This is a genomic window from Bradyrhizobium diazoefficiens, from assembly GCF_016616235.1.
Classification (GTDB): domain Bacteria; phylum Pseudomonadota; class Alphaproteobacteria; order Rhizobiales; family Xanthobacteraceae; genus Bradyrhizobium; species Bradyrhizobium diazoefficiens_H.
In genome coordinates this window covers 5,974,250-5,991,192 of sequence record NZ_CP067100.1, presented here as the reverse complement: position 1 = coordinate 5,991,192, position 16,943 = coordinate 5,974,250, and the positions used below count along the sequence as shown (strand labels likewise).

Annotated in this window: 18 protein-coding genes; 10 read left to right on the top strand and 8 right to left on the bottom strand. The window is 64.5% G+C overall.

Annotated features, from left to right (window positions below; genetic code table 11):
* Positions 1-195 precede the first annotated feature (195 nt).
* From JJB99_RS28490 to JJB99_RS28480, 3 genes are all read right to left on the bottom strand, one after another.
* Positions 196-756, bottom strand: coding sequence for a DUF4142 domain-containing protein (locus JJB99_RS28490; RefSeq protein WP_200495561.1), 561 nt, complete (start codon positions 754-756; stop codon positions 196-198).
* 87 nt (positions 757-843) lie between these two features.
* Positions 844-1,071, bottom strand: a complete 228-nt coding sequence (locus JJB99_RS28485) for a hypothetical protein (protein WP_200495560.1) — start codon at positions 1,069-1,071, stop codon at positions 844-846.
* Positions 1,072-1,074: 3 nt separating this feature from the next.
* Positions 1,075-2,862, bottom strand: coding sequence for a thiamine pyrophosphate-requiring protein (locus JJB99_RS28480; protein ID WP_200495559.1), 1,788 nt, complete (start codon positions 2,860-2,862; stop codon positions 1,075-1,077).
* Positions 2,863-2,998: 136 nt separating this feature from the next.
* Here JJB99_RS28480 and JJB99_RS28475 point away from each other — a divergent pair, with 136 nt between their 5' ends.
* The 4 genes from JJB99_RS28475 (at position 2,999) to JJB99_RS28460 (ending at position 6,511) form a co-directional block, all read left to right on the top strand.
* The gene (locus tag JJB99_RS28475) at positions 2,999-3,373 is read left to right on the top strand and encodes a PRC-barrel domain-containing protein (RefSeq protein WP_200495558.1); all 375 of its coding nucleotides are present in this window, start codon (positions 2,999-3,001) and stop codon (positions 3,371-3,373) included.
* Positions 3,374-3,393: 20 nt separating this feature from the next.
* Positions 3,394-3,552, top strand: coding sequence for a hypothetical protein (locus JJB99_RS28470; protein ID WP_200495557.1), 159 nt, complete (start codon positions 3,394-3,396; stop codon positions 3,550-3,552).
* A gap of 197 nt (positions 3,553-3,749) precedes the next feature.
* Positions 3,750-4,901 (top strand): HlyD family secretion protein, encoded by a 1,152-nt coding sequence (locus JJB99_RS28465; protein ID WP_200495556.1) that lies wholly within the window; start codon positions 3,750-3,752, stop codon positions 4,899-4,901.
* A complete protein-coding gene (locus JJB99_RS28460; RefSeq protein ID WP_200495555.1) occupies positions 4,898-6,511 on the top strand; it encodes a DHA2 family efflux MFS transporter permease subunit in 1,614 nt (537 codons plus the stop codon). Before JJB99_RS28465 ends, JJB99_RS28460 begins: the two co-directional genes overlap by 4 nt.
* 167 nt (positions 6,512-6,678) lie before the next feature.
* Here JJB99_RS28460 and JJB99_RS28455 read toward each other — a convergent pair whose 3' ends face one another.
* Positions 6,679-7,146, bottom strand: coding sequence for a winged helix-turn-helix transcriptional regulator (locus JJB99_RS28455; RefSeq protein WP_200495554.1), 468 nt, complete (start codon positions 7,144-7,146; stop codon positions 6,679-6,681).
* A 164-nt stretch (positions 7,147-7,310) separates the two neighbouring features.
* Here JJB99_RS28455 and JJB99_RS28450 point away from each other — a divergent pair, with 164 nt between their 5' ends.
* The 5 genes from JJB99_RS28450 (at position 7,311) to JJB99_RS28430 (ending at position 12,279) form a co-directional block, all read left to right on the top strand.
* Entirely contained in the window at positions 7,311-8,048 is a 738-nt protein-coding gene (locus tag JJB99_RS28450) for an SDR family oxidoreductase (protein WP_200495553.1), read from the top strand.
* 61 nt (positions 8,049-8,109) lie between these two features.
* Positions 8,110-9,111, top strand: a complete 1,002-nt coding sequence (locus tag JJB99_RS28445) for an NAD(P)H-dependent flavin oxidoreductase (RefSeq protein WP_200495552.1) — start codon at positions 8,110-8,112, stop codon at positions 9,109-9,111.
* A 108-nt stretch (positions 9,112-9,219) separates the two neighbouring features.
* Positions 9,220-9,633, top strand: a complete 414-nt coding sequence (locus tag JJB99_RS28440) for a hypothetical protein (protein WP_200495551.1) — start codon at positions 9,220-9,222, stop codon at positions 9,631-9,633.
* Positions 9,634-9,751: 118 nt separating this feature from the next.
* A complete protein-coding gene (locus JJB99_RS28435; protein ID WP_200495550.1) occupies positions 9,752-11,317 on the top strand; it encodes an alkaline phosphatase D family protein in 1,566 nt (521 codons plus the stop codon).
* A 143-nt stretch (positions 11,318-11,460) separates the two neighbouring features.
* Entirely contained in the window at positions 11,461-12,279 is an 819-nt protein-coding gene (locus JJB99_RS28430; protein WP_200495549.1) for an aldo/keto reductase, read from the top strand.
* A 67-nt stretch (positions 12,280-12,346) separates the two neighbouring features.
* Here the strand turns inward: JJB99_RS28430 and JJB99_RS28425 are convergent, their stop codons facing one another.
* From JJB99_RS28425 to JJB99_RS28410, 4 genes are all read right to left on the bottom strand, one after another.
* Positions 12,347-12,571 carry a hypothetical protein gene (locus tag JJB99_RS28425; RefSeq protein ID WP_200495548.1) on the bottom strand — a complete coding sequence of 75 codons (225 nt, stop codon included), beginning with the start codon at positions 12,569-12,571 and terminating at the stop codon, positions 12,347-12,349.
* Between the two features lie 131 nt (positions 12,572-12,702).
* Complete coding sequence (locus JJB99_RS28420; RefSeq protein WP_200495547.1) at positions 12,703-13,155, bottom strand: hypothetical protein; 453 nt, start codon at positions 13,153-13,155, stop codon at positions 12,703-12,705.
* A gap of 92 nt (positions 13,156-13,247) precedes the next feature.
* Positions 13,248-14,480: a PLP-dependent aminotransferase family protein gene (locus JJB99_RS28415; RefSeq protein ID WP_200495546.1), complete on the bottom strand. Its 1,233-nt coding sequence runs from the start codon at positions 14,478-14,480 to the stop codon at positions 13,248-13,250.
* Positions 14,481-14,567: 87 nt separating this feature from the next.
* On the bottom strand, positions 14,568-15,086 hold the full coding sequence (locus tag JJB99_RS28410; protein ID WP_200495545.1) for a DUF3124 domain-containing protein: 519 nt from the start codon (positions 15,084-15,086) through the stop codon (positions 14,568-14,570).
* Positions 15,087-15,153: 67 nt separating this feature from the next.
* Between JJB99_RS28410 and JJB99_RS28405 the strand changes: the two genes are divergently transcribed.
* Entirely contained in the window at positions 15,154-16,884 is a 1,731-nt protein-coding gene (locus JJB99_RS28405) for a cation:proton antiporter (protein ID WP_200495544.1), read from the top strand.
* The last annotated feature ends 59 nt before the right edge of the window (positions 16,885-16,943 follow it).

Genomic DNA, 16,943 nt, shown 5'->3' with positions numbered 1-16,943 from the left:
CTTTCGCCGTCGAGGACGCCAGCGAAGCCGCCGCGAGCGTGGCGCTCGCGGCCTGGACGATGTGCCGGCGGGTGAGTGAGGCCTTGTCTTGTTGTGCCATGGTGATCTCCGCGATCTTGCGATCTCAATGCGCGGAGACAGGCAACGTTGCTATCCGGGGAGGACGCCGGCAGGGCCGGCGTCCTCGGAACATGGCTACTTCGACTGTTTCGACTGTCCGACGCTCGGCGCCTTGCCGAGCTCCTTGGCCATGTCGAGATGGTGCTTGAGCGCCGGCAGCGTCTTGCCGGCCCAGTCCTTCAGTGCGGAATTGTCGCCGCCCTTGGCATAGCGCTCGAACAGCGAGACCGCATCCTCATGGGCGCTGACCTGGTAGGAATTGTAGTCGGAGCTGAAGTCCTTGCCCGTCGCGTTCTTCAGCTTGTCGAGCTTGCTCTGGTGCGAGCTGTCGAGCGCCGTCGGCAAGGTCGCCTGCACCTTGCCGTCGCTGACCAGGCCCTTCAGCTCGCCGCTGGTCTTGGTGTGGTCGGTCACCATCTGCTGGGCGAAGCTCTTCTCCTGCGCGTCGCCCTTCTGCTCGGCGAGCTTGCTCGACTCGATCTCGAACAAGTCGCTGATCGCGACCTCCTTGACAAAGTCGGCCGTGGCGGGCGCGACGCCGAGCGCCGAGTTGACGCCGGTCTTTTCGCCGAGCGACTGGGCAATCGCGGGGCCTGCAAACAGCACGCAGGCAACGGCAATCATGGCACGTTTCATGGGCAATCCCTCCAATGTGGGCGCGCAGCCTCTCGCCGCGCGACGTTGCGCCGACCAACCCGCCGCAGAGGCCGAGGTTCCTAACGGCTAATCGGTGGGGTTACGGCCGGTGCGCGGATTGATCGGATCGGTCGGCTTGCGCCGCAGCCGCTCGGGCAGAAACGGCTCGCTCGGCGAGGCCGAAGGCTCTGCACGCACGTCGGCGTGGCGCTGTGCCCGCTCATGCGGCGTCTTGTTGTCGTTGAAGTGCTGTTTCACATCGACGCCGGAGACGGGGTCGTTGACGCCATGCTGGATATCGCGGAAATCGCTCATGGTTCACTCCTTTCCGGGCAGGATGGTTTCGAGCACCTGCCGTGCCGCGCCCTTGATGACGCTGCTCTGGTTCGGGTCGCCCTTCATCAGCGCGAGCGAGAAGTTCTTGGCCTGCTGCAAGGTGATGTGCGGCGGCAGCGGCGGCACTTCGGGATCGGTCTTCACCTCCAAGACGACGGGCCTCTCGCTCGCCAGCGCCTGCTCCCAGGCCGAGCCGACCAGCTGCGGGTTGTCGACGAAGATTCCGGTGAGGCCGATCATTTCGGCGAAGCGCGAATAGGAGACGTTCGGAATGCGCTGCGAAGCCTCGAACTTCGGATCGCCGTTGATGATGCGCTGCTCCCAGGTGACCTGGTTGAGATCCTCGTTGTTGAAGACGCAGACGATGAAGCGTGGGTCGCGCCAGGAGCGCCAGTACTTGGCAGCCGTGATCAGTTCCGCCATGTTGTTCATCTGCATCGCGCCATCGCCCACCAGCGCAATCACCGGACGGTCCGGATGGGCGTATTTCGCGGCGAGCGCATAGGGCACCGCAGCGCCCATCGAGGCGAGGCCGCCGGAGAGCGAGGCAATCATGCCGCGGCGCATTTTCAGGTCGCGCGCGAACCAGTTGGCGCAGGAGCCGGAATCGCTGGTGATGACGGCGCGGTCGGGCAGGCGCGGGGACAATTCCCAGGTGACGAGCTGCGGGTTGACCGGTGCTGCCGGCTGATGGGCGCGGTCATCCAGCGTCTTCCACCATTTTGCGACCTCGTCCTCGATGCCGTTGCGCCAGGCGCCATCGGCTTTGGGTGCAAGCCGCGGCAGCAGCGCGCGCAGGGTCTCGGCGGCATCGCCCACGAGGCCGACTTCCATCGGAAAACGGATCGACATCATGCTGGCGTCGATGTCGATCTGCACGCCGCGCGCGGCGCCTTCCTTGGGCAGGAATTCAGCATAAGGAAAGGCGGAGCCGACCAACAGCAGGGTGTCGCAGCCCATCATCATGTTGTAGCTGGGCTCGGTGCCGAGCAGGCCGATCGAGCCGGTCACCCATGGCAGGTCGTCCGGCAGCGCCGCCTTGCCGAGCAGCGCCTTGGCACAGCCGGCCGACAGCCGATCGGCGACCGCGATCACCTCATCGGTCGCGTGAAGCGCGCCGGCGCCGATGAGCATCGCGACCTTCTTCCCGGCGTTGAGCACCTCGGCGGCGCGGTCGAGCTCGGTCTCTCGCGGCGTGATGCGCGGGGCGCTGTAACCCACACCGGAGTGCAGGGTGCCGTGGGCGCGAGGCGGGCTGTCGTAGGGCTCTTCCTGAAGATCGTTGGGCAGGATGATCGCTGTGGGCGTTCGTCGGGCCAGTGCGGTTCGCACCGCACGATCGATCAGGTGCCGCACCTGTGCCGGCGAGGAGGCCTGCATGACATAGGCGCCCGCGACATCCTTGAACATCGAGACGAGGTCGAGTTCCTGCTGGTAGTTCCCGCCGAGTGCGTTCCGTGCCTGCTGGCCGACGATCGCCAGCACCGGCTGGTGATCGAGCAGCGCATCGTAGAGGCCGGTGATGAGATGTGAGGCGCCGGGCCCCGAGGTGGCGATGCAGACGCCGAGCTCGCCTGAAAACTTCGCGTAAGCGGTCGCCATGAATGCGGCCATCTCCTCGTGCCGCGCCTGCACGAAACCAATTTTGCCGTCCGCCCGGTTCAAGGCGCCGAACACGCCGTTGATGCCGTCGCCGGGATAGCCGAACATGTGCCGCACGCCCCATTGATGCAGACGCTGGACGATGAAGTCGGATACGGTCTGGGACATCGAGGCGGCTCCGGTTTGCGGTGACGTTAGAGAACCGCGCGTTTCGCGCGATGTTCCTGATGTCGCGCGCCGCGCGCGCCGGAACGATGACGCGCCTGTGCGGTTGATTCACACATCGGCTGAGTGGAGAATTGACATGCTGAATCAAGGCGAACTGGACCGCAGCGAGATGGGCCGGTTGATCGGCAGCGACAAGGTCGAGGGAACATCGGTCTTTGGTGCGGATCGCAACCGGATCGGCTCGATCGAGCGCGTGATGATCGACAAGATCAGCGGCAAGGTGTCCTACGCCGTGCTCGGCTTCGGCGGCTTCCTGGGCCTCGGCAATGATCACTATCCGTTACCCTGGCAGTCGCTCAAATACGACACGGAGCTCGGCGGCTACGTCACCGGCATCACTACGAAAGAGCTGGAAGGCGCGCCGAAATACGGTGAACGGAGCGACTGGAACTGGAGCGATGACGCCGCGGTTCGCGGCATTAACTCCTATTACGGCGTTCCCTTCGCGTAGCATTCAGCGAAGGAGTTGAAATGAGCAAGGAACGGCCCAACGACGATCCTCGGCAGCAGAACGACTGGGGCTCACACCGGCAGACGGACACGCCGTGGAAGGGCACCCCGGAGAAGGAGCAGGGGTCGGACAAGGCGAAGCCCGATCTCGAGAAATGGCATGAGACCAAGACGCACTGAGCCAAGTGCGCCGAACCGATGCTTCGGGCGAGCGCGGCACCTCAGAGTGCCGCGCTCGTTTTTTGAGCAATGCAATCACGAATGGCAGTGAGCTTCTTCAAAGCCGGAACCATGCCTTGGCGCTGCGGTTAGGCTCGCAACGCGCGAGCTGCGGGTTTTCTGCTCCTCCGCGTTGGTCCCCGAGAAAGGTGTTCCCTGTGGATGCTCAGACACGGCAGCGTGATCCGTCGGCGGAGCAGCCGCAGAGGGCGAAGGAAGCTCCGAAGACCTCCCCTGATCAGACCCGCGACGCCGACGACCAGAGGCCGAAGACACCATCGCTGCGCGACCGGCTTCGCGAGCACTGGCTGCTCGCGACCGTCGGCGCCATCGTGCTGATCGCGGCTCTGGCCGGCGGGCTGCTGTATTGGCTGGAGGTGCGCCACTATGAATCCACCGACGACGCCTTCATCGCCGCGCGCAGCTTTTCCGTCGCCTCGAAGGTCGGCGGCTATGTGACCGACATCCCGGTCACGGACAACCAGCATGTCAAGGCCGGCGATCTGCTGGCGAAGATCGACGAGCGCGACTACCGGATCGCGGTCGATCAGGCCACTGCGCAGGTTGAAGTCTCCAAGGCGAACATCGCCAATGTCGAGGCGCAGATTGTCTCTCAGCAGGAGCAGATCAAGCAGGCCCAGGCCCAGCTCGATCAGGCGCAGGCCCAGCTCAAGTTCGCACAAGAGGAGTTCAATCGCGCCGAAGATCTCGTCGAGAAGGGCGCCGGCACCGTGCAGCGTCAGCAGCAGACCCGTTCCGACCTTCAGGCACAGCAGGCCAATACCGAGCGCGCCAAGACCGCGGTCGCGACTGCACAGGTCGGCATCAAGACGCTGCAAGCCCAGCTCGAAGGCGCCAAGGCGCAGCTGGAGCAATCGCAGGCGCAACTCGATCAGGCCAAGTTGAACTTGGAGTACACCAATGTCATCGCCGCCCAGTCCGGACGCGTGGTGAAGCTCTCGGGCGCCAAGGGCACCTTCGTCACGGCAGGACAGAGCCTGATGATGTTCGTGCCAGACGAGGTCTGGATCGTTGCCAACTACAAGGAAACCCAGCTCAACGACATGCGGCCGGGCCAGCCGGTCGAGATCCGCATCGATGCCTATCCCGGCCGCAAGCTGACCGGCCATGTCGATTCCGTGCAGCCCGGCTCCGGCACCGCGTTCAGCCTGCTGCCGGCGGAGAACGCCACCGGCAATTACGTCAAGGTGGTGCAGCGCGTGCCGGTGAAGATCGTGGTCGACAACTGGCCGGCCGATCTGCCCGTTGGTCCCGGCATGTCGGTCGTGCCCTGGGCGAAGGTGCGATGACGGACGCCACGCAAGAGGGCGCCGGAGGCTGGTCGCCGGAGCGCTCGGCGGCCGGCGGGCACAATCCCTATCTGATCGCCTTCGTGGTTTCGATCGCGACCTTCATGGAGGTGCTCGACACCACCATCGCCAATGTCGCGCTGCGCCATATCGCCGGCGGGCTTGCGGTCGGCCTCGACGAGAGCACTTACGTCATCACCAGCTACCTCGTTGCCAACGCAATCGTGCTGTCGATCTCCGGCTGGCTCTCCACCGTGCTGGGACGCAAGCGCTTCTATATGCTCTGTGTCGCGATCTTCACCGTCGCCTCGCTGTTCTGCGGGCTCGCTTGGAATCTGCAGGCGCTGGTGCTGTTCCGCATCCTGCAAGGGTTGGGCGGCGGCGGCATGGCGACCAGCGAGCAGGCGATTTTGGCCGACTCCTTCCCGCCGCAGAAGCGTGGCCAAGCCTTTGCAATTTACGGGGTCGCCGTCGTCGTTGCACCCGTGGTCGGTCCAACCCTCGGCGGCTGGATTACCGACACTTATTCATGGCACTGGGTGTTCTTGATCAACGTGCCGATGGGGCTCATTTCGCTGTTTCTCGTCGGCACCCTGGTGAAGGAGCCGTCAGGCGCCGAGGAGGAAAGGCAAGAGCTCCTCAGCAGGGGTCTTCGCGTCGATTATGTCGGGTTCATCCTGGTTGCGGTCGGGCTCGGCTCGCTCGAATTCGTGCTCGATGAAGGCCAGCGCAACGACTGGTTCGGATCCAGCATGATCCTGTCCTTCGCGCTGCTCGCGGCCTTCTGCCTGCTCGCGCTGATCCCGTGGGAATTGTCGCGCGACGATCCCATAGTCGATATCCGCCTGCTCGGCCAGCGCCAGTTCGGCGCCTGCTTCCTGGTGATGCTCGGCACCTTTGCGGTGCTGATCTCGGCGACCCAATTGTTGCCGCAGCTATTGCAGACCGAGATCGGCTACACCGCCATGCTCGCGGGCCTGGCGCTGTCGCCCGGCGGCATCGCGACGATGATGCTGATGCCGGTGGTGGGACGGCTGGTCGGGATCGTGCAGCCGAAATATCTCATCATGTTCGGAGCGACGGTTGCCGGCCTGGCGATGTGGCATCTGACCGGGCTGACCGAAGACATCTCCTATGGTTATGCCGCGCTTTCGCGCATTTATCTGGCGATCGGCCTTCCCTTCCTGTTTCTGCCGGTGACAACGGCGTCCTATGACGGCGTGCCGCCCGAGCAAACCAACCAGGCTTCCGCCCTGATCAATGTCGGGCGCAACATCGGCGGCTCGATGGGGGTGGCGCTGTCGCAGACGATGTTGGCGCAACGCCAGCAATTCCATCAGAGCCGGTTGATCGAGCACGTGGCGCCGTCCGATCTCGGTTACCAGCAGACGATCGACGCGATGACGCGCTTCTTCCAGGCCCAGGGCTCGAACGCGACGGACGCGGCCTCGCAGGCGCTCGCCTGGGTCGGCCAGACGTTGCAGCGGCAGGTCGATCTCCTCGCCTATATCGATGTCTTCTCGTCGCTAGCGATCCTCGCCATGCTGTTAATTCCGATCGCCGCCGTTCTCCGTCTGATCGATTTGCACGCTCCGGCACGGGGGCACTGACGAAGAGTCCGGCGGTCGCCGGCGTTCTGAAATGCAAATTAATTGAGCGACCCTGGTGCCCCAATCTCCGTCGTTGCGAGCGCGGCGACGCAATCCAGACTGCTACCGCGGGAAGACCCTGGATTGCTTCGTCGCAGGGGCTCCTCGCAATGACGAGTTGAGGGAGCCTACTTCGCCTCTACCTCTCTTCGCCCCGGCCCCGCATGCACATGCACCTGCTTGGCATGCAGCACCTCGCCGCATTCCGAGCACACCATCACGGGATCGAACAGCTTGCCGCAGGCCTTGTGCTCGTGCAGCAGCGGGCGGCCGCGCTCGTCGCCCATGTGAGTGTCGCCCCAATGCACCATCGCCATGATGATCGGATAGAGATCGAGCCCCTTCTGCGTCAGGATGTACTCGTAGCGCTTCGGCGCCTCGGAATAGGGGACGCGGCGCAAGATGCCGAAGCGGACCAGCTTCTTCAGCCGCTCCGACAGCAGGTGCCGCGTGATCTGGAGCGAAGACTGGAATCCTTCGAAGCGCCGCACGCGCAAAAAACATTCGCGCAGGATCAGCAGCGTCCAGCGATCGCCCACCACCGCGACGGTGCGGGAGAGTGAGCACGGCTCTTCGTCCAGCGTGTCCCATTTCATGATCCGGTCTCCGATCTGGAGGAGTAAGTCAGAAAAAGGAACTGACTTGAATGATCAGCGCAATCTGTCTCGTAGAGTAACATTCGCAGGCATGATTTGACAGTTCTATTTTAGAACTATAGTCTTCGGACCAACCATATGCCCCACAACCGGAGGAGGCGATCGTGCCCAAGCGAAATGCGACAGCCGCCGTGATCGGCGCCGGCGATTTCATCGGCTCCGAGATCGCCAAGAAATTTGCCGCCGAGGGCTTTTCGATCTACGCCGGCCGCCGCAACGGCGACAAGCTGGCGCCGCTGGTGAAGGACATTGAAGCTGCCGGCGGCGAGATCCACGCCCGTTCGCTCGATGCGCGGAAGGAAGAGGAGGTCATCTCCTTCCTCAATGACGCCGACACGCACGCGCCGCTGGAGGTCTGCATCTTCAATGTCGGCGCCAACGTCAACTTCCCGATCCTCGACACCACCGAGCGCGTCTTCCGCAAGGTCTGGGAGATGGCCTGCTATTCCGGTTTCCTCGCGGGCCGTGAAGCGGCGCGCCTGATGCTGCCGCGCGGCGGCGGCAACATCTTCTTTACCGGAGCGACCGCGAGCTTGCGCGGCGGCAGCGGTTTTGCTGCATTCGCCAGCGCCAAGTTCGGGCTTCGTGCGGTGGCGCAGGCGATGGCGCGCGAACTCGGGCCGAGCAACATTCATGTCGCCCATCTCATCATCGATTCCGGCGTCGACACCGAATGGGTGCGGCAGCGCCGGCTCGAAGCGCTCGGCCCGAATGCGCTCGACAATCCCGACCTGTTGATGCCGCCGTCGGCGGTGGCTGACGCCTATTGGCAGCTCTATCAGCAGCCGAAGAGCGCCTGGACCTTCGAGCTGGAGATCCGCCCGTTCGGAGAGAAATGGTGACCGCGGCGCAACACTCCGGCTAGACTGATCCCAACCAGGCAAAACTCCGGGAGGTATTTGAGTGAAGACTGCGATCACCGAACTGTTCGGCATCGAGCATCCGATCATCCAGGGCGGCATGCATTTCGTCGGCTTTGCCGAGCTGGCTGCTGCCGTCTCCAATGCCGGCGGGCTCGGCATCATCACCGGCCTCACGCAAAAGACGCCGGAATTGCTTACGAAGGAAATCGCGCGCTGCCGCGACATGACCGACAAGCCATTCGGCGTGAATCTGACCTTCCTGCCGACCTTCGCGGCGCCGCCTTATCCGGAATACATTGCCGCCATCGTCGAAGGCGGCATCAAGGCGGTGGAGACCGCAGGCCGCAGCCCGGAAGCCTACATGCCGGCGCTGAAGGCCGCCGGCATCAAGGTCATCCACAAATGCACCTCGGTGCGGCACTCGCTGAAGGCCGAGCGCATCGGTTGCGACGCCGTCAGCGTCGACGGCTTCGAGTGCGGCGGCCATCCCGGCGAGGACGACATTCCCAACATGATCCTGCTGCCGCGTGCGGCCGAGGAGTTGAAGATTCCGTTCGTCGCCTCCGGCGGCATGGCCGACGGGCGCAGTCTGGTCGCGGCGCTCTCGCTGGGCGCGGCCGGCATGAACATGGGCACGCGCTTCATCGCCACCAAGGAAGCACCGGTGCATCAGAACGTGAAGAATGCGCTGGTCGCCGCCACCGAGCTCGACACGCGCCTGATCATGCGCGCGCTGCGCAATACCGAGCGCGTCCTCAAGAATGCCAATGTCGATCGCCTCATCGAGATCGAGCGCGAGAAGGGCGCGAGGCTCACCATCGACGACATCCACGACCAGGTCGCCGGCGTCTATCCAAAAATCATGCTGGACGGCCAGATGGACGCGGGTGCCTGGAGCTGCGGCATGGTCGCAGGGCTGATCCACGACATCCCCACCTGTAAGGAACTGGTCGATCGCATCATGAGCGAGGCGGAGCAGATCATCCGCAGCCGCCTGCTCGGGTTCCTGGATGGGACGAGTGCGGCGCGAAAGGTCGCCTGACACCGCCCAAGTTCTTAACCACGGCGGCAATTGACCGCTGGAATTGCGCGCGACGCCTCCTAAATAGGGGTGAATTACCTCTTAATAATTCAATTTCAGGAGGCGTCCGTGGTCCTGAAAAGTTTTGCGATCGCCATTGCCCTCGTGCTCGCAGGGACTGGGCTCGCTCGTGCTGACGACTACAAGCCCGACGAATATCTTGGTCTCGATCTCTCCAAGGCCGTGCTGTCGCCGAAGCGGCTTGGGCCGGAGACGCAGTTCGCGCCGGTGGCGCTCGAGGCGAAGGGCGGCAATGAGGCGCAGGCCCGCACCGCGCCGATGGATGTGCCGAAGAAGGTCGCCGCCGAGCGCGTGCACGTGCCCGAGCCGAAAGTCGCACACGCCAGGAGCGCCCAGCCGCGCGGCGCAGCGCGCACCAGGCTCGCGCATCGCCGCGGCAATCCGCTCAACGCGCAGGCGATGGACACCCGCATCCAGACCTGGCCGTGCCGCTCCGGCGGCATCTGCAACTGGAAGCGCTAGCTCCTTACGCACCCGTCATCCCTGCGTCGCAAAACCGTAGGCGTGGAGTCAAGAAACCGTAAGCTGTGAGTCAAACGGCGCAGGCACCTTTCGTCGCGATTCGACGAAGGTCTCCTGAATGGCATCGCTCCGCGCCTCGCGCGCATGGACCCGGCGGCAGTTCCTGGTCCGATCCGCCTCCAGCCTCGCCGTCGCCGCGCTCGCGAAGCCTCGCCTGAGCCGCGCCGCCGATCGTCCGCAGATCGCGGGCGGCATCCAGTCCGGCGATGTCTCCGATGGCTCCGCCGTGATCTGGGCACGCGCGGATCGGCCCGCCCGCATGCAGGTGGAGTACTCGACGGTCGAGAGCTTCAAGACCATCATCGCATCCGCCTCGCGCGAGGCGCTACCCGATGCCGACTTCACAGCAAAGCTGCTGCTGAACGATCTGCCGCCGGGACAGGACATCTTCTACCGCGTACGCTTCGACGACATCGCGAGCGGCACCGCCGGCGAAAGCCGCGTCGGGCATTTCCGCACCGCACCGGCTGCACGCCAGTCGGTCTCATTCGTGTGGTCGGGCGACGTGGCGGGGCAGGGCTGGGGCATCGACGTCGCGCGCGGCGGCTATCGCAGCTATCGCACCATGCTCGACAACCGCCCCGATTTCTTCATTCACTCCGGCGACCACATCTACGCCGACTGCACCATCCCGTCCGAGCAGAAGCTGCCGAACGGCGAGATTTGGCGCAATGTGGTGACCGAGGAAAAAGCCGAGGTCGCGCACACGCTGGCGCAGTTCCGCGGCAATTACAAATACAACCACCTCGACCACCATTTTCGCGCCTTCCACGCGGAGGTGCCGATGTTCGCGCAATGGGACGACCACGAGGTCACCAACGACTGGTCGCCCGTCGGCAGCTACGACGACGCCGGCTATGAGGAAGACGGCACACCGCGGCTCGTCGCGCGCGCCCGCCGCGCCTTCTTCGAGTTCATGCCGATCTGCGATATCGGCGCGCGCACGGGGCGGGTCTACCGCAAGATCGCTTACGGTCCGTTGCTCGACGTCTTCATGATCGACATGCGCAGCTATCGCGACGAGACCTGGAACAAGGGCGACGATCATCGCGGCTGGATTCTGGGCGTCGAGCGGCTTGCCTGGCTGAAGCGGGAGCTCGCCGCCTCGCGCGCGACCTGGAAGGTGATCGCGGCCGACCTGCCGATCGGCTTGGTCAGCCTGGACGCCGTCGCGCTGGGCAACGGTGCCCCCGACCGGCGCGAACACGAGATCGCAGACCTTCTGTCGTCCAGCAAGCGCGCCGGCATCCGCAACATCGTCTGGCTCACCGCCGACATGCACTACACCGCCGCGCACTACTACGATCCGAACAAGGCGCAGTTTAGCGAATTCGAGCCGTTCTGGGAGTTCGTCTCAGGACCGTTGAACGCCGGCAGCTGGGGCCCGGGCGAGCTCGACAATACCTTTGGTCCGGTCGCGATGTACCAGAACGGCTGCAGCGAGGCTCAGGGCGAGAATCTTGCGCCGTGCTTCGGCCTCCAGTTCTTCGGCCGCGTCGACATCGACGGCGCCAGTGGCGTGATGACCGTGACCTTGAAGGACGTCGACAACCGCGACCTCTGGTCGGTCGACATCGTGCCGCGGCCGCAGCCGCGCCCGGCCGTGGTGGCGCAGCATTCGTAGGCCTCTAACCCGATCTTGATTGGCCGCACCGCGCCTCGCCCGCTATACTGTCCGCTCCCGCCGCCTCTTTTCCATCACCGAAGAGTCTGTCCCCCGCGGTCCCACCGCGTGTCCGGCGGGATGAAGACCTCAGGAGTTAGCCCATGGATCATCTGAAGACACAGGGCATCAGCATGCCCAAACTCGGCCTCGGCACCTTCCGCATGCAGGGCGATGCCTGCCGCGCCGCGGTCGAGAGCGCGCTCTCGATCGGCTATCGCCACATCGATACCGCCGAGATGTACGCCAACGAAGAGCCGATCGGCGCCGCCCTTGCCGCCGCCCGCCTGCCGCGCGGCGAGCTGCATGTCACGACCAAGGTCTGGCACGAGAACCTCAGCCCCGATGCGATCCGCCGCGCCTTCGACGCCAGCCTCACCAAGCTCAGGCTCGACCATGTCGACCTCTATCTCGTGCACTGGCCGTCGAGCTCGGCGAACTGGGGTGCGGTGTTCGAGACCCTGATGAAGCTGAAGGAGGAGGGGCGCACGCGGGCGATCGGCGTTGCGAATTTCACCACGGCACTGCTCAAGATCGCGGTCGAGGACGTCAGAGCGCCAATCGCCTGCAACCAGATCGAATATCATGCCATGCTCGATCAATCGAAGGTGTTGGCCTATCTCAACGCCAAATCGATCCGGCTGGTCGCCTATTGCCCGCTCGCGCAGGGCCGCGTTGCGTCGGATCCGGTGCTGGCCGAGATCGGTACCAAGCATAATGCGAGCGCAGCCCAGGTCGCGCTGAAATGGCTGCTCGACCAGAACGGCGTCGCTGCGATCCCGAAAGCCTCGCGCCGCGAGAGCCAACAGGCCAATCTCGATGCGCTCAAGATCACGCTCGACGATGCCGACCGCAAGAAGATCGCCGCGCTGCCCAAGGACAGGCGTTGCGTCAACCCCGGCTTCGCGCCGGCCTGGGATTGAGAGACCAAGCGATGCGCAGCGCAAAGAAATGGCCCCGCGAGGGGCCATTTCCATGTCGCGTTGCGCATTAATAGTCCATATGACGATGATGGCGCTTGATCACCACGACGCGGTCCCGATGGTGCCAGCCGCGATGCAAGCCGTAGTCGCGATGCATGCCGTACTCGGCGCGGGCGCCGTACATGCCGTGATGATGACCGCGCTTGATCACCATCGTCTCGGCACTGGCCAGCGTCGGTGCCGCGATCACGAGCGCACCGAGGGCCGCAACCACATAACCAAGCTTCTTCATGATGTCCTCCTCCAATCGAATGCAAATCTAAACCGCGCATGGGCATGAACGTTCCGGAGGAACGGGAAGAGAATTCTGAATGGATATTCAGACTGAGCATGATTAGGAAAGGTCATGCTCGGACACAATGGTTAATCGCAGCGCTGCTGCGGCGGCGTCGGCGCGCCGGTCGCGACGTATTTGCCATCCTTGATGGTGTACACGCCGCGCTCGCTGCGATTGTAGATCGCGCGCAAGGTCCCGTCCTCCGCCAGCAACAGGCCGAACTCGCGCGTCTGCTGCAGCGAGGGGAAGTACACCATCACGTTGAGCAGGCCCTCCGCGTTGACCGTCGCGGACACCACCTCGTTCTCGTCCCTGGCGTCACCGAAATTGCGCCGGTACATCACCCGGCCGTCCTTCCGGATCTCGTAAGTCAGCAGCGCGCCCTTGTCGCGGCCGGGCTTGGCTGCGCAATCGACCGCCCATGATCCGAGCAGCCCCCATTGCTCGACCGTCGCTGCCAATGTGTCGGCGCCGGCCGTGGACGCCAGCGCAATCCACAGCAAGGCTGCCGTGGTCCAGCGGCTAAGACAACGCGTCATATCTCGAAAGATCCCGCCTCGAATCATTCCCAAAGCCTTGCATTCCGCGCGCGCCGTCCACGGCGCCCGTCGCAGGCGACTTGAGGCAGACTTCAGGCCCGCTTCTCCACATTGGCGCTGCGCGAAGGCACGCCGAACTCCTCGCGGCAGACCTCAGCGAGCACGGCGACGCCTTCGCGGATTTGCTGATGCGAGGGGCTCGCAAAGCACAGCCGCAACCGCGAGCTGGAATGGCTCTTGTTGGTCGACCATTCCGGCCCCGGATTGAGCGAGACGCCGGCCGCGAGCGCGGCCTGATACAGCTTTAGCGTATCGACCTGGTCGGGCAGCTTGATCCAGAGGAAGATGCCGCCCTTGGGCTCCTCGAACTCGGCCGCGGTGCCGAACTGCTCGTTGAGCGCTTCCATCAGCGTGTCGAGCTTGGTGCGCAGCGCCTTCGTCAGCGCCGGCACATGGCTTGCGAAGTGCGGCTTGCAATAGGCGGCGAGCACCATCTGCTCCAGCGCGCCGGAGCCGGCATCCGTCTTCAGCGCCAGCATCCGCGACATCACATCCCAGGGCGCGACGATGAAGCCGACGCGCAGCGCCGGCGCGATCGATTTGGAGAACGAGCCGATATGGATGACGCCGCCGTGCGGGCTCATCGCGTAGATCGCGGGCGGCCGCTGACCCGACCAGACCAGGTCGGCATAGCAATCGTCCTCGAAGACAGGCACGCCGTATTCGGTCGACAGCCGCAGCAGCTCGGTGCGGCGGCTCTCCGGCATGATGGTGCCGGTCGGGTTCTGCACGGTCGGGATGGTATAGATGTATTTGGGACGGACACCGCGGCTCTTGAGGTCGGCCAGCGCCGTGGCCAGCATGTCCATGCGCATGCCGTCCTTGTCGAGCGGGATGCCGACGACGTTGACGCCGAGCCGGGCCAGGCGGGTCAACGAACCCTGATAGCTCTCCTGCTCGAAGATCACGGTGTCGCCGCGCGTCAGCAGCGTCGCGTTGACGAGGTCGAGCGCCTGCAGCGAGCCGGACACGATCAGGAGATCGTCGACCGTGCAGCTGATGCCGGCATCGCGCCTGAGCTTGGTGACGAGGAATTCGCGCAAGGGCAGATAGCCCTGCGGGCCGTGCGCCAACCCATAAGTGGCGAGCAAGCGGCCCTCGCGTTGCAGCACCGTAGTGGTCGCTTCGATCAACCCATCGAGCGGCAGCTGCTCGGAATCGTTGTTGCCGCCGACAAAACTGTATTTGGCAAGGCCGGTCCAACGCGCAGACGGGGCCGGCAGCCCTGCCGGAAACAGGGGGGCGAAATCGAAGCTGGATGTCATGGGAGCGGTCCTCGTCTTGTTTTTGTTGAGCCCCCGGCGTTGCGCCGATAGGCCTTACGTCTTGCCGACCGTCCCCGCCGGACGGTCTTATTTCCTGCCAACCGTCCTGGTCGGACGCCCCTGGCTGATGAAAGCGTAATGTGCATTGGCGACGCCGCCAACCATCAAGGCTTCGACCACCGGCTCGGATATCTCGCCGGTCGCGGCCCAGTCGACGAGAAAATTGGCCCCGGTGCCGCCGCGGACATCATCGGTCGGAATGAAGATCGAGATGGTGGCCAGCGGCTTCAAGGCCACCGGCGCCTTCAGATAGGTCTCGACCTGCTTGCCCGCGGTGTCGAAATAGGCGATGCGCTTGACCACCAGTGCTTCCGTTTCGGAGGCGTTGTGCACGCTCAAGGTCACCGAAAAGTCGACGCGCAGCTTGCCCTGGCTCATCGCGACGCTGGAATAGGCCGGCACGTAGAAGCCGCCGGAGACGGTCAGTTCCTGCTTCGGCAGCGCCGTGAGCGAATCGGCAAAGGCTTGCTCGATATTGACCTTGGGCTGAGCGATTGCAGGCGCGAACGGACCGAGCAGGGCCATCAGCCAGAGCACGATCGGCATGTGACGAATTGCTCGCTTGCCGCGCCGCGACCCGTCTCTAGGGTGCGGCCAAACGGACCGATTTGGCATGCACGAGCTCATTCGCGACATCACTCTCTGTATCCTGTTTGCCTGGATGCTGGGCCTTTTGGCCCATTTCTCCCGGCAGCCGCTGATCCTGGCCTATCTTATCGCCGGCTTCTGCATAGGTCCATTCGGCGCCGGCTGGGTCAAGTCGCAGGAATCGATCAGCGTCATCTCCGAGCTCGGCCTGATCTTCATGCTGTTCATGATCGGGCTCGAGATCGACCTGAAGAAGATCGTGCGGGCGGGCAAGGTGATCCTGTTCGCGGCCGGCGGCCAGCTGCTTGGCGGCTGCCTGCTCGGGGTGCTGTTCTTCGCCGCCATCGGCCTGTCGCTCGGCGGCGGCCAGTTCGATGCGCTCTATCTCTGCGTCGCCTGCGCCCTGTCGAGCACGGTCATCATCGTCAAGGTGCTCTATGAGAAGCGCGAGCTCGATACGCTGCCCGGCCGCATCACCCTTGGCGTGCTGGTGCTCCAGGACATCTTCGCCATCCTGTTTCTGGCGGTGCAGCCGAGCCTTGCCAATCTGCAAGTCACCGTCATCCTGCTCTCGATTGGCCGAGTCGCCGTGCTGGTCGCCGCGGCGCTCTTGGTCAGCCGCTACGTGCTGCCGCGCCTGTTCCACCAGATCGCCCGCCGGCCCGAGTTGATCCTCCTCGGCGCGCTGGCCTGGTGCTTCCTCGTCGCCGAGACCGCCGAGCGGCTCTCGCTGTCGCGCGAGATGGGCGCGCTGATCGCCGGCGTCTCGCTCTCGACCTTTCCCTACGCGCTCGACGTCACGGCCAAGGTCACCACGCTGCGGGACTTCTTCATCACGCTGTTCTTCGTCGCGCTCGGCATGACCATTCCCGTGCCGGGCCTCTCCGTGATCGGACTGGCCCTGATGATCGCGGCGTTCACGGTGTTGAGCCGACTGGTCACCACCTTTACCCCGCTCTATCTGATGAAGCAGGGCCTGCGCGCCAGCCTGTTGCCGGCGCTCAATCTCGCGCAGATCTCCGAGTTCTCGCTGGTGGTGATCCAGACCGGCGTCGCCGATCACCACATCGCGGCCGAGACGGCGAACGCGGCCTCCTTCGCCTTCGTGGTGCTGGCCGTGCTCTCGACCTTCGCCATGAGCCGCAGCGACGAGATCACCCGCTGGGCGATCGGGCCGTTGAAGCGTCTCGGCCTCAAGGATCTCGACGACGGCCAGGCGCGCGGCGCGGAGGGCCCCGATGACGGCCATGGCGAGGCCCGCCGCATCGTCATCCTCGGCTTTTTCCGCGCGGCGAGCGCGCTGCTGGCCGAGATCGAGCGGCAGGCCCCGGTCCTGCTGGAGCAGATCACCGTGGTCGATTTCAATCCCAATGTGTACCAGACGCTGCAGTCGCGCGGCCTGCACGTGATCTATGGCGACATCAGCAGCGCCGATACGCTGCTCCATGCCGGCGTCGGCAAGTCCGAGATGATCATCCTCAGCGTGCCGGATTCGCTGCTCAAGGGCGCCACCAACGAGAAGCTGGTCCGCCATGTCCGCGCGCTCAACCCGACCGCCCTGATCGTGGCCACCGCCGATCTGTTGTCGGATGTGGACGAACTCTATGCGGCCGGCGCCAGCTACGTCACGGTGACCCGGCTCAGCGATGCCCATGAGCTGTTTACCGTGATCGAGGCCGCCCAGGCCGGACTTCTGGCCGACAAGCGTGCCGAGCTCGACCTGCGGCTCGGCGAGCGGCGTGAAGTGCTGCCCTGACGGCGGGCCTTCCGCCCGAGGCATCCGCGCCTATATCGCTGGTATCTCCGGTGCAAGCC